This window comes from Dyadobacter sp. CY345 (genome assembly GCF_021502725.1).
Lineage (GTDB): Bacteria > Bacteroidota > Bacteroidia > Cytophagales > Spirosomataceae > Dyadobacter.
In genome coordinates this window covers 458205-470726 of sequence record NZ_JAKFFS010000004.1, presented here as the reverse complement: position 1 = coordinate 470726, position 12522 = coordinate 458205, and the positions used below count along the sequence as shown (strand labels likewise).

Here is a 12522-nt window from a genome sequence, read left to right as displayed (position 1 = left end):
TCTATAAATTTCCAAAACTGCCTGATAAGCTGTATCGAATAACCATTTTTTATTGAACCAAAGGATAGGTGGCCCCTGCCTGTTCGTAACAATTATTAATCGCAATGCGAAAAGTTACGACCTGTCTTTTAACACTCGTTATAAGCACTTTACTGGGTATATCTGTTTATGCTCAAAAAACATTAACCGGTCAGATCACCGATCAGGAAGATGGAAAACCATTACCCGGCGCGACCATCAAGGCTGGTGACATCAGAGGAACTACAACCGATGCCAACGGAAGATTTACGCTCCGGAATATCTCTGACGACATTGTCTCACTGGAAATATCTTACATTGGATATCAGTCAGTCAAACTCGATGCAACCGACGCAAGTTCTGAAAAATCGATTGACATAAAACTTCAAAAAAGCACTTTCCAGGCGGATGAAGTCATTGTGAACGCAACCCGGGTTACTGACAAAACGGGTATGGCTTATACCAATGTCAGCGCCGAGGCACTTAACAAGCAGAATCTTGGACAAGATCTTCCAGTACTTCTGAATTTTACGCCTTCGCTTGTGAGCACAAGTGATGCCGGCGGCGGTGTGGGTTACACAGGAATCCGGATTCGTGGCACGGACGCCACCAGAATCAATGTGACTGTCAATGGGATTCCTTATAATGATGCAGAAAGTCAGGGTGTTTTCTGGGTAAATATGCCGGATTTCGCTTCTTCGGTTAGCAGCATTCAGATTCAGCGCGGCGTTGGAACTTCCACCAATGGCGCCGGCGCTTTCGGTGCGACCGTGAATATTAGCACCAATCAGTTCCGTAAAGAGGCTTATGCAGAACTCAACAATTCGTATGGATCTTTCAATACATTTAAAAATACGTTTAAAATTGGAAGTGGTCTGGTAAAAGATAAATTCACTTTTGATGCCCGTTTGTCGCGTGTTTCATCAGACGGATATGTTGACCGCGCGTCTTCCGAACTTCATTCATATTACTTATCAGGCGCTTATTTTGGTAAAAAAAGCTTTGTTCGTGTCAATGTATTTTCAGGAAAAGAAAAAACGTATCAATCATGGAACGGGGTTCCCGAAGCAAAACTGCGCGGCGACCGTGAAGGAATTTTAGCTTACATTAATCGTAATGGATTGGATGAAAAAGATGCTCAAAATTTGCTGAATGCTAACGACCGCACTTTCAATTCCTACACTTATAAAAATGAGGTTGACAATTACCGTCAGGATCACTACCAGGTTGTCACTTCCCATACGTTGAATAATAATCTGACTTTAAACCTGAACGGATTTCTTGTTCGTGGTTTGGGTTATTATGAGCAGTATCGCAAGAATGACCAGTTCAGCAGTTACAATCTGCCTAATCTAATTTCGGGAAATGATACAATTTCCGGAACTGACCTTATCCGTCGCAGATGGCTGGATAATTATTTCTACGGATCAACATTTTCACTTGACTACAACAGCTTTAAAAAATTGACAGCCAGTGTGGGGGGTGGATATAATTATTATGACGGCGATCATTACGGAGAAATTATCTGGGCAAGAAATGCGAGAAATACTGAAAATGAGCAGCGTTATTATTTCAACAAAGGGATCAAGCAGGATTTCAATATTTATGGAAAACTATACTACCAGTTTACAGAAAAACTGAATGCGTTCGGGGACATTCAATACCGTAGCGTAAGTCATAAAATAGATGGAACGGATAATGATCTGATCACGTTTAACTTTGACCAATCATTTTCGTTTATCAACCCAAAAGCTGGGATAACCTATCAGATTGCTCCCCAAAGTTCTGTTTATGCATCTTACAGTGTGGGTAACAAAGAGCCAAACCGGGATGATTTCACCGCTTCCACCAACCGGCTTTTTCCAAAAAGCGAGCGACTGAATAATGTTGAAGCAGGTTTCCGCATGCAAAAAGGGATTTATGGGATTTCCGCGAATTACTACCTGATGCATTATAAAAACCAGCTGGTGCTGACTGGACAGATCAATGACGTCGGTAATCCGATTCGTGTAAATGTGCCGAAAAGCTATCGAACAGGTATTGAGCTTGAAGGTGCGATTGCCTTCAATTCCAGATTTAAATGGAATGCCAATGCGACATTTAGCCAGAATAAAATTTCCGATTTTACGGAATATATTGTTAACTACGACAGCGGTGATTATGACCTGATCAATCATGGAAAATCTGACATTTCGTTTTCTCCAAACGTGATCGCAGGAAGCCAGTTTACATACAGTCCACAAAAAAATCTGGAATTTGCGCTGCTAACAAAATATGTTGGAAAACAATATCTGGATAACACGTCTGACGAAACGCGGAAACTGGGTGCCTATTTTACAAACGATATCCGCATGACCTGGACGATCAAACCAACCTGGGCAAAAGAAATTACACTTAATTTCTTGCTAAATAATGTATTCAGCGAAAAGTACGAATCCAATGGTTATACCTACGGCTATATCGCTGGAGGTGCCTTGACGCAGGAAAATTTCTATTTCCCGCAGGCAGGACGTAATTTTTTAGTGGGGCTGAATTTTCATTTTTAAACAGAATAATTGACCAAACAAAAAAGAGAACGTTGGATATGGCGCTCTCTTTTTGTTGGGTAAATATTTAACGAAAATAAATAATGCTTTTCTACAAATATTGCGGTGCGATGCACCTTATTAATAATTGAGAGTGCTATAATACCTTATCCAATCATCTCTTTCTCGCTCAACATCCCTAGATATTTCTCCGGATTCAATCTGCCTGAGAAAAAGCTCTCTGCCATCTTTTCTTCTGATAATTGTAATTGTCCTGCTAACGTATCCATCAGATCAGTACTGAGCGGCGCTTTTCCAAGATAAGTAAGCACCGCCTGTTTCTTTCCATCCACAACGAGATAATGCAACTGGTGATGATCCTTTTCTGTAAAAGATTCAAAACCCTGTTTTTGCAATACTCTCTGTATATCCTTGCTTTTTCTCGCTTTCATTTAATCGCTTTAACAATAGTCAACAACTTATTTTTCAGCACAACCGCCTGCTCAGAAAGCGCACTGTCCGATTCCAATGCAAAATTTTGATATAAAGCATGAAAACTGAAACAAAAAGCAGTTTCCGCTTCTTCCCTTGTTGCTCCCCAAACGCAAAGATTCAGTGGCGGGAAAGATATCACATAAGCCTGATTCTCAAAAGTCACTTCACAATTCAGCTTCTCATGCAGCACATATAATTTCTCATCATACTTAATAATTTCGGGATTAAATGGATACGTTCCGTGTTCCATTTCCTCTATTAAAAGTACCTGTTTGATATCCTTTTTACTCAAATCAGCAGAGGCATCTTTTCCACCTATTTTAGCATAAATTTTTGCAAACCGATAAACCGTTTTTTCCTTTTTAACCTTTTCCTTTTTTGGAAAATAACGATCCGTAAAACTCTTATCCGGCTGTCTCAGACTTAACTTCTTTCCTTTCGCATCAATTAAAAAAAGTTTGAATGGCCGGTCTGAGGTTGATGCGGTGAAAAGCGGTTTGTATATTTTGCCTCTTTCTTCCGGTGTATATTTTTCAATAATCCGGGTCATATACTGAGGCTCTTCAAAATTCCCAAAAAGAATATTCTTCTTATAATCTGAGAACGCATTTCTTTTCCAATCGTCAATATCTGTTGTAAAAAGACTTGGCGGCTCAACAATATTGGAAGCGACAGCCGCTTCAAAACTGCTGAATTTAAGATCTACAACTAGTAGTTCCAGCTCCTTTTTTAACCCTTCCAGGACTTTGGGCGATTTTTCGTAGACCGCCCTGAACTTATCGTTCTTTAAAAATTCTATTTCAAGAAAATTCAAAAATGAGGTATTGATGTTATTCAAAACAGTGATAACAGAGGATAATCTCGCCGTATGTCCGGCAGTTTGTTGAGGGTCAATCTGAAACCTGAATGCAATTCTCCTTAATTCTTCCAGCATTATAAAACATTCTTTAATAGATAGGTAACTGCAAATATCACCGTATCTAAGAAAAAAATGGCAGTGAATCTTAAAATATTTTGAACTTTCTGTGTTAGCTATTCAAAAAAAAGACGGCTCTTCCAACTGGAATTGCCGTTAAATTTATTGTTGCAGCATCCTTTTTAGGATTTGTTTCTAACCTCCGTCAACCAGCCTCCATTTCTTTTTTCCCTTGTCATAAGAAAATTGGTATGACGTTTCCTTTTTTACAGCTGCGTCCGTAAGTGTGAAGTCAAACGACGAAGCGGACACCAATAAATTTCCGTTCTCATCAAAACGAATACTCCTTGCCCTATCGTTGCCAGAATTCCCCGGATGCAAAAGTGTTCCTTCTGAACGCGCTTTCCCTTTAAATTTTCCGTCTTCGGTAAGTTGGACAGAATAAATATCAGATGTACGCAAGCCGCCAAAATATAATCTTTTCTCACCTGTAAACCCACCAACAAACACCGCGGCCGCATCATGACCTTTCAACTGATCCACTACTTTTCCAGTCGGCGGATCAACTACGTAAATGATTCCATTTTCCTTTGTTTTTGTACTCCCGGAGACGCTGCTAACGTATAACTTTTTTCCGTGACAGTCGTAGTAAAGTCCTAAAACGGCGAAAGGAACTGTTTCTGCTGAGCTACCTGGTTTGGATAATTCCAGCAAAACATCCATTTTCCCGGTTTTCGCATCTATTTTGAAAACCTTGTCCATCTGTTTTAATGGAATATTTGTTTCATTTTCTTTTGGGAACGGCGCAGTGTAAATGTTCCCATCTATATCGACCGTTGTATTGCCCATCCAGCCATTCTGGGTCCAGGAAACATCCTGGTAAGTTCTTCTGCTCAACGAATCTGCGGCTTTTCTCGGATGTTCCACCAACACAACGCCGACCATGCCGGGCTCTGTTGTCGACAAGTCAGACCGGGTAGGGTCAAACCCAAAATCTTTGATAAAGAGCGCAGACGATCTGCATGGCGACATTCCGATTTTTACGATCTCATCCGAAGACATTTCTTTTTCCTTTTCTTCCTTCGCGCAGGAAAAGAAAGCAACGGTTAAGACAAGGAAAAATATAATTTTAACGAATTTCATAAGCTGGGTTATTGATTTTATGTTAACGCCCTAAAACCATTCCACAACATTGATTTTCATGAACACATTCCACAGGAAATGACAATTTATATAATCAGTAAACTTCTTTCTCTTAGCTCCTGCTTTCGGCACCCACTTTAAATACTTATTCCTACCTTTGCGGCATGGAATTGAAAAATGATCTTTTGCTTCGGGCTGCACGTGGTGAGAAAGTGGAGCGTACCCCTGTTTGGATGATGCGTCAGGCAGGAAGAATTTTGCCGGAATACCGTGCTGTTCGCGAAAAAGCCGGAAGTTTTATTCAGCTTGCCACAACGCCCGAGCTTGCGGCGGAAGTAACATTACAACCTGTTGATTTATTGGGTGTTGACGCCGCCATTATATTTTCGGATATTCTGGTAGTACCTGAAGGTATGGGTTTACCGTATGAAATGGCTGAGCAAAAAGGCCCGATTTTTCCGGCGACGGTGAATACAATCGCTGATCTGGAAAAACTCAGAGTCGCAGATCCTGAAAATGATCTCGGTTATGTTTTGGAAGCGATTCGACTTACCAAAACCGGATTGGCAGGACGTGTTCCTCTAATAGGTTTTGCCGGCGCGCCGTTTACCATTTTTTGTTATATGACCGAAGGAAAGGGTTCCAAGACATTTTCCGTAGCGAAAAAACATCTTTACGCTGACCCGGAATTCTCTCATTTATTATTACAAAAAATTACAGACAGTACCATCGCCTATTTGAAAGCACAGGTTGTGGCCGGTGCTGATCTTGTCCAGATTTTCGATTCATGGGCAGGAATTCTGTCTCCTGAACAATACAAAACTTTTTCGCTTCCTTATATCAAACAAATCTGTGACGCAATCACGGAAGTTCCGGTTACTGTTTTTGCAAAAGGAGCGTTTTTTGCAAGAGAAGAAATTGGAAAACTGAATTGTGCAGTTGTAGGATTAGACTGGAACATGGACATTACCGAATCTCGTCAGTTAATTCCTGATAAGACATTACAGGGAAATCTTGACCCTTGTGTGCTTTATTCTTCTTTCGATCAAATTCGTGCAGAAGTAAAGAAAATGGTAAACCAATTTGGAACGCAGCGTTATATCGCCAATCTTGGCCACGGTGTCTATCCGGATATGCAGCCAGACAAAGTAAGATGTTTCATCGAAGCCGTAAAAGAATACTCAGCTTAGATTGCAAGGGACACAGAGGGCCACAGAGTTTTAAAGAGATACACAGAGAGTTGTATTTCAAATATTATAATCTGTCTTGTGATGTAAAAACCTTCTCTGTGTCCCTCTTTTTCGCTCTGTGGCCCTCTGTGTAACCTAATAAATCCATGTCCAATAAAACAAAGTGCGTTTTTCTTGATCGTGATGGTGTTCTTAATGAAGACCTCAGCGATTATTTACACAAACTGGATGATCTCGTAATTCCAGAAGGAATGCCGGAAGCTTTGAAATTATTAAAAGAAGCAGGCTTTTTGTTGATCGTTATTACAAATCAGGCTGGAATTGCAAAAGGAATGTATGGCGCGGAAGCTGTATATGCTATCCATGAAAAAATGCAGGAAGTTTCAGGAAATGTTTTGGATGATCTGTATTTTGCTCCATCGCATCCAGCTTTTACAGGAGAATCGCTATTGAGAAAACCAGATTCTTTGATGTTAGAAAAGGCAATTGCAAAGTATAATATTGATACGAACCAATCGTGGATGATCGGCGACCGCGCACGGGATATGCAGGCCGGACATAAAGTTGGCCTCAAAACGATTCATATTATTCCCGAAACAGAAGTTTCAGCAGGAGATTTTACAGCCGTCAGTCTATTTGAAGCGGCAAAAATTATATTAAATCTTCAAAACTAAGCGCGTAATTTAACCGCCTGTTTTTCGACTTTCAAAGTGGAACCGTAGGCCGGACACTGATGCTTTGTGCAGGAAGATGCAAAGCCAATTGTTCCGCAAACAGCCAAAAGAAAGAATACCTTTTTCATAGATCTTGTTTAGAGTAGTATAAGAACGTCCGTTTTTAAACTTTCATTTTTGGAATGAATTCGTAAGTTTAACGAATTCATTCCAAGAACGTTATATAAATCCTTAATTTTTTGTTTCCGCCAGTTCCTCTTCAGCTTCAACCGAATCCTCTTCTTTGTTTATAGGAGCAACAAACGACTCATCTTTAAAACCAAGAATTCGCAGCATGGAATCGCTGTCCTGCTCTTCTGCAAAAACACGTGTTATGATTTTTCCTTCTTCGTCACGGTCAATCAGAACGTGTTTTGGAGCCGGGATCAAACAATGCTGAATTCCACCGTAACCTCCCAGAGATTCCTGGTATGCACCGGTATGGAAAAACCCAATGTATTGTTTTTCAGCTTCTTCCTCAAAAATTGGCATATACAAATCCGCACTGTGCATTTCACTATTATAAAAATCCTGTGAATCGCATGTCAGCCCGCCAAGGTTTACTTTTTGGTAAGGATTATCCCAGTTATTGATTGGAAGCATGATGTATTTCTGGTTCATACCCCACGAATCCGGAAGCTGGGTAATAAACGATCCGTTGATCATATACCAAAGCTCCTTATCATTTTGTAATTTTTTGTCAATGATTTCATAAATCACCGCGCCACTTTCACCAACTGTATAACTTCCAAATTCAGTAAAAATATGCGGAACAGGAACATTATTCTTGTTACAAATCCACTGAATATTTTCAATAATTTCATCGATCATCTGCTGATAATCGTACCCTGCCTGCAAAGAAGTCTGGATTGGCAGACCACCACCAATATCGATCGAATCAAGTTCAGGACAAATTTTCTGCATTTCGCAGTATTTGAACATAAACCGGGTTAATTCACTCCAGTAGTATGCACTATCTTTAATTCCTGTATTGATAAAAAAGTGAAGCATTTTAAGCTTAAATCGAGGATTGCTCTCAATTTTATCCTTGTATAACTGCTGCACGTCATTATAGCGAATTCCTAGACGTGAAGTATAAAAAGCAAAGTTAGGCTCTTCATCCGTCGCGATACGCATCGCAAAATTCACAGTATCCGCTGTAACCTGCTGCTCGTAGGATTCAATTTCTTTAAGGTTATCCAAAATTGGAATAACATTAAAACCTTCATTGATCAATTCACTCAGATATTGTGTATAAAGCGGTCTTTTGTAACCGTTAGCAAGAATGAATGTCGACTTGCTGATTTTCCCGCGGCGATACAATTCCCTGATAATCGGGATATCGAAAGACGAAGATGTTTCCAGATGTATGTTATGCTTCAGCGCCTCTTCCAGTACAAAACTGAAATGTGAAGATTTGGTACAATAACAATAAGTGTAAGTTCCCTTATAGTTATGCCTTTTGAAGGCATTTTTGAAAAACATATTTGCGTTTGCAATATGTTCACCGATTTTGGGCAAATAATTAAGTTTCAAAGGCGTACCATGTTCCTTGATGATGTCCATCAGTGGTACATTGTTGAACAGCAATTCATCTTTGTCAACGTTAAACTCCATCGTAGGGAACTCGAACGTTTGCTGAATCAGGTCAATGTAGCTTTTCATTTATTTTTTTTCGCGGTAGCTATTAGTGGATTTGAATAAATAATTGAATTTTATCTTTAATTCCTTCGGCCTCTATCTGTTCCTCTTATTGAATTATTTAGCGGCAAAAAACGGGTAAAAGAAAAGACCCGAAATTTGGTCAGAATATGTATTATTTCCAAACATCATTTAAGTTTAAAACATTCCGGCCGATCACTTTATCATCAATATTTCACTGTTCATACCTTAAATCCCCGGCTTGGTACTTTTTCAATTGGTTATTTTATTTTCCAGAACTTACTTTAAATTCCAGATCAACAATTTTTTCAGTCTTAAAGCAGTAACAAAAAGGAAATAATAAATCAATTTAAGTAAACTAATCTAAATATAATGCAATTATAACGATTGGTAACTTTAATTTAGAGAAATAAATGATAAGGAAATTTTATTCAAAAAATTAAACGTGTCAAATATAGAACTTTGACCAAATGAATTAATAATCAACAAATTAAGAAATCATTAAATCATGGTTTATCACGGCTAAAATTCTGCTAAGATAAATGCGAAGAAAACTCTAAACATTATTATAGTTTCCGTAGTTTTTATCATAGGAAAATTTCAACTTTACCCTGTGAAAGAAAGAATTATAAAAGAAGCATTTAATCTCTTTTGGCGCTTTGGTATCAAAAGTGTGACGATGGACGACATCGCGAGGGAACTTGGCATATCGAAAAGGACCATTTATCAGCATTATCCTGATAAAGATGCGATCGTGATTCTGGCCGTTCAACAGGAGCTGGAAGTTCAGAAGTGCCAGATGGATAAAATGGATGAAGATAAGCTGGATCCCATTGAACAGTTGATACAGGCCGCCGATTATATGCGAATTTCGTTGGCTCACATGAATCCGGTGCTTTTCCACGACTTGAAAAAATACCATCCGTTAGCCTGGGATCTTTTTCATCAGTATAAGCACCAATATTTATTAAAGAGTATCCGCGAAAATCTGATTGAGGGAATTGAAATAGGATTCTATCGAAAAAACATAAACATCGATATGCTTTCTCTTCTCAGGATTGAACAGGTGGAAATGGCCTTCGACCCGACCATTTTCCCGGCGGACCGCTTCAATATGATGAACGTTCAAGTGGAATTCGTACACCATTTTTTACGTGGCATATTGACGGACCTTGGGTTCGAATACTATACTAAATATACCGAAGAATCAGCAACACAAGCAAACACCCATGAAAAATGACCAATCTATTCGCAGCGGTTTAATAGCGCTCGCGATGTTTTTAAGCATGCTTTCTGTCCAGGCACAGGAGGGCAGTTTTACATTAAAGGAAGCTGTCGATTATGCGATAAAAAACAACGTTAACATCAAAACATCCCAGCTCGACGCGGTATCGGCCGAAGCGAGAATTGGTGAGATCAGAGCTGCCGGCTTGCCGCAGGTAGCTGTTAACCTGAACCTGAGCGACAACGTAATTATTCAGCGTGTATTCCTTCCGGCCAACTTTGCGGACCCGAATGCTTCTCCAGATGCCCCACCGGTTGCCGTTCAGTTTGGGGTAAAATATTCTGGAAGCGCAGGTGCAACGCTGAATCAATTAATCTTTAGCGGCTCTTATTTTATCGGTCTGCGGGCTGCCAATACCTATCGTGAACTGGCAAGTAAAACTGTTACGCAATCAAAAGTAAATGTCGCAGAGGCAGTTACCAAAGCTTATTATTCCACCCAGGTTGCGGTCGAGCGCGCAAAAGTCCTGGATTTTAACATTGGCCGGGTTGATTCTCTTAAACGCGAAACCGAGATTATGAACAAGAGCGGATTTGTGGAATTATTGGATGTGAACCGGCTGGAAGTTCAGATTAATAATCTGGTTACTGAGCGCCAGAAAGTTCAGAACCTGATCGAACTTAGTTATACGCTGTTAAAATATCAAATGGGTATGCCGCTTTCTGAAACGATTGCACTGGAAGACAAAGTAGAAGACCTGGATATTGAAACGATGAAATCCGAATTTTCAGAAACAGCAATTAACTACAACAACCGGATCGAATATTCCTTACTTGATACGCAGCTGAAACTCGCCGGGCTGGATTTGAAAAACATTCGCAGCGGTTATTTACCAAGCGTTTCGGCCTCATTTGGTTATGGACATAATAATGGTAGGAATACACTTCCAGACTTGTTCGGAACGCAGTGGTTTAACAATTCCGTTTTAGCATTAAATGTCAACATTCCGATTTTCGATGGTTTTACAAAAAAATACCAGGTTCAGCAAAAGAAAGTGGCGCTTGATAAAGTGAAACTTAATCAGACGCTCCTGGAACAATCCATCGATCTTGAATCAAGACAAGCTGCGATTAATATCAAAAATGCTTTTGCGACCTTGGAAACCCAACGCAGAAATGTTGATCTGGCAGAGGAAATCGTGCGTGTTTCTAAAATTAAGTATAAGGAAGGTGTGGGATCTAATATTGAGGTAATCAATGCTGAATCTTCTTTCAAGGAAGCACAGACAAATTATTTCTCGGCACTTTACGATGTACTGATTGCCAAAGTTGACCTGAGCAAAGCGAAGGGAGAGCTTTATAATGATTAATTGTCAAGGATTAATTGTTAATGAGCGGCTCATTAAGAGCTCGCAGACAGAAACAGTTACCATCCATAATTAATCATTAACCACTAACAATTAACCATTAAAAGAATTTATGAAAACACATATTCTATGTATCACAATCGCTGCTGCTTTGCTGGCTTCTTGCTCAGGAGAGAAAAAGGATGGATTGGCAGGAAAAAAAGAAGAACTGACCAAACTAAAATCAGAACAGAGCGAAACTGACAAAAAAATAAAGGCACTTGAATCGGAAATAGCGAAGCTTGACACGACAAAAAGAGCAGAAACCAATATAAAAGTAGTTACTGTGAAACCGCTTGAAGTGGGTACTTTAAGTCATTACGTGGAATTGCAAGGTTCTATCGATGCCAAAAACAGTGTGATGGTAACGCCGAAATCCGGTGGGGTGATCACGGCCGTTTATGTACGTGAAGGCGATCAGGTAAAAGCCGGAACTGCAATGGCGAAAGTTGACGACAGTATTTTACGCGAAAGTATCGAAGAAGTAAAAACGCAGCTGACCTTGGCTAACACGATTTTTAACAAACAAAAAAACCTTTGGGACCAGAAAATCGGTACTGAAGTACAGTTTTTACAAGCGCAGAATAATAAAGAAGGCTTGGAAAGAAAACTTTCTACTTTAAACACGCAGCTTTCTCAATCGCGGGTTTCTGCTCCGATTTCGGGTGTTGTGGATCAGGTTAATGTGAGAGTTGGCGAAACTGCGGCTCCGGGCGTTGGTCTTTTCCGGGTTGTTAATCTTGGAAATCTGAAAGTTGTTGCTAAGGTTTCGGATACTTATGCTGCGAGCGTAAAACGTGGTGACGAAATTCTGATCAGCTTTCCGGATTTGAATAAAGATTATAAGGCAAAAGTTTCTTTTGTTGGAACGACGGTTGATCCGCTTAGCCGCACTTTTAATATTGAAGCAGATCTTCCTTCAAGTCCTGCATTGAAACCAAACATGACAGCGAAAGTCCAGATCAATGACGCGACAAAGAAAAATGCGCTGATCGTTGACCAGAACATTATTCAGGGAACTGAAAAGGGACAGATTGTTTATGTAGCTGTGAATGAAAACGGTAAGAAAATGGCTAAATCGAAAATTGTGAAAACAGGTTTGATTTACAACGGAAAGATTGAAATAACGGAAGGCTTACAGGCAGGAGACGAAATTATCACGACCGGATACCAGGAGGTTTCGGACGGACAAACAATTTCGTACTAACATTCACTTTCAGCTAGCATACC

Annotated in this window: 11 protein-coding genes; 6 read left to right on the top strand and 5 right to left on the bottom strand. The window is 39.8% G+C overall.

Annotated elements, in window-relative coordinates:
- The first annotated feature begins 104 nt into the window (after positions 1-104).
- On the top strand, positions 105-2564 hold the full coding sequence (locus L0657_RS19305) for a TonB-dependent receptor (RefSeq protein ID WP_235152391.1): 2460 nt from the start codon (positions 105-107) through the stop codon (positions 2562-2564).
- A 146-nt stretch (positions 2565-2710) separates the two neighbouring features.
- Here L0657_RS19305 and L0657_RS19300 read toward each other — a convergent pair whose 3' ends face one another.
- The 3 genes from L0657_RS19300 to L0657_RS19290 all read right to left on the bottom strand — a co-directional run bounded on the left by L0657_RS19300 (position 2711) and on the right by L0657_RS19290 (position 5097).
- Positions 2711-2995 (bottom strand): hypothetical protein, encoded by a 285-nt coding sequence (locus L0657_RS19300; protein ID WP_235152390.1) that lies wholly within the window; start codon positions 2993-2995, stop codon positions 2711-2713.
- Positions 2992-3972 (bottom strand): hypothetical protein, encoded by a 981-nt coding sequence (locus tag L0657_RS19295; RefSeq protein ID WP_235152389.1) that lies wholly within the window; start codon positions 3970-3972, stop codon positions 2992-2994. Before L0657_RS19295 ends, L0657_RS19300 begins: the two co-directional genes overlap by 4 nt.
- Positions 3973-4149: 177 nt before the next feature.
- Positions 4150-5097 carry a hypothetical protein gene (locus L0657_RS19290; protein ID WP_235152388.1) on the bottom strand — a complete coding sequence of 316 codons (948 nt, stop codon included), beginning with the start codon at positions 5095-5097 and terminating at the stop codon, positions 4150-4152.
- 164 nt (positions 5098-5261) lie between these two features.
- On the opposite strand from L0657_RS19290, the gene hemE reads away from it, so the two are divergent.
- Both hemE and L0657_RS19280 read left to right on the top strand, forming a co-directional pair.
- The gene (gene hemE / locus L0657_RS19285) at positions 5262-6287 is read left to right on the top strand and encodes a uroporphyrinogen decarboxylase (protein WP_235152387.1); all 1026 of its coding nucleotides are present in this window, start codon (positions 5262-5264) and stop codon (positions 6285-6287) included.
- Between the two features lie 146 nt (positions 6288-6433).
- Positions 6434-6961: an HAD-IIIA family hydrolase gene (locus tag L0657_RS19280; RefSeq protein ID WP_235152386.1), complete on the top strand. Its 528-nt coding sequence runs from the start codon at positions 6434-6436 to the stop codon at positions 6959-6961.
- On the opposite strand, the gene L0657_RS27925 is transcribed toward L0657_RS19280, so the two are convergent.
- Both L0657_RS27925 and L0657_RS19275 read right to left on the bottom strand, forming a co-directional pair.
- Positions 6958-7089, bottom strand: coding sequence for a hypothetical protein (locus tag L0657_RS27925; protein ID WP_255717919.1), 132 nt, complete (start codon positions 7087-7089; stop codon positions 6958-6960). The two genes, L0657_RS19280 and L0657_RS27925, sit on opposite strands and share 4 nt — an antisense overlap.
- 103 nt (positions 7090-7192) lie before the next feature.
- On the bottom strand, positions 7193-8665 hold the full coding sequence (locus tag L0657_RS19275; protein WP_235152385.1) for an arginine decarboxylase: 1473 nt from the start codon (positions 8663-8665) through the stop codon (positions 7193-7195).
- A 610-nt stretch (positions 8666-9275) separates the two neighbouring features.
- Here L0657_RS19275 and L0657_RS19270 point away from each other — a divergent pair.
- The 3 genes from L0657_RS19270 to L0657_RS19260 all read left to right on the top strand — a co-directional run bounded on the left by L0657_RS19270 (position 9276) and on the right by L0657_RS19260 (position 12499).
- Positions 9276-9902, top strand: coding sequence for a TetR/AcrR family transcriptional regulator (locus L0657_RS19270; RefSeq protein ID WP_235152384.1), 627 nt, complete (start codon positions 9276-9278; stop codon positions 9900-9902).
- Positions 9892-11256, top strand: a complete 1365-nt coding sequence (locus L0657_RS19265) for a TolC family protein (protein WP_235152383.1) — start codon at positions 9892-9894, stop codon at positions 11254-11256. The genes L0657_RS19270 and L0657_RS19265 overlap by 11 nt, the downstream gene beginning before the upstream one ends.
- 109 nt (positions 11257-11365) lie before the next feature.
- Positions 11366-12499: an efflux RND transporter periplasmic adaptor subunit gene (locus L0657_RS19260; protein ID WP_235152382.1), complete on the top strand. Its 1134-nt coding sequence runs from the start codon at positions 11366-11368 to the stop codon at positions 12497-12499.
- Positions 12500-12522: the final 23 nt, after the last annotated feature.

What these genes read in the sequence shown, in the direction of transcription:
- L0657_RS19305 (WP_235152391.1), top strand. Translation starts at nt 105, where the DNA reads ATGCGAAAAGTTACGACCTGTCTTTTAACACTCGTTATAAGCACTTTA.
- L0657_RS19300 (WP_235152390.1), bottom strand. Translation starts at nt 2,995, where the DNA reads ATGAAAGCGAGAAAAAGCAAGGATATACAGAGAGTATTGCAAAAACAG.
- L0657_RS19295 (WP_235152389.1), bottom strand. Translation starts at nt 3,972, where the DNA reads ATGCTGGAAGAATTAAGGAGAATTGCATTCAGGTTTCAGATTGACCCT.
- L0657_RS19290 (WP_235152388.1), bottom strand. Translation starts at nt 5,097, where the DNA reads ATGAAATTCGTTAAAATTATATTTTTCCTTGTCTTAACCGTTGCTTTC.
- hemE (WP_235152387.1), top strand. Translation starts at nt 5,262, where the DNA reads ATGGAATTGAAAAATGATCTTTTGCTTCGGGCTGCACGTGGTGAGAAA.
- L0657_RS19280 (WP_235152386.1), top strand. Translation starts at nt 6,434, where the DNA reads ATGTCCAATAAAACAAAGTGCGTTTTTCTTGATCGTGATGGTGTTCTT.
- L0657_RS27925 (WP_255717919.1), bottom strand. Translation starts at nt 7,089, where the DNA reads ATGAAAAAGGTATTCTTTCTTTTGGCTGTTTGCGGAACAATTGGCTTT.
- L0657_RS19275 (WP_235152385.1), bottom strand. Translation starts at nt 8,665, where the DNA reads ATGAAAAGCTACATTGACCTGATTCAGCAAACGTTCGAGTTCCCTACG.
- L0657_RS19265 (WP_235152383.1), top strand. Translation starts at nt 9,892, where the DNA reads ATGAAAAATGACCAATCTATTCGCAGCGGTTTAATAGCGCTCGCGATG.
- L0657_RS19260 (WP_235152382.1), top strand. Translation starts at nt 11,366, where the DNA reads ATGAAAACACATATTCTATGTATCACAATCGCTGCTGCTTTGCTGGCT.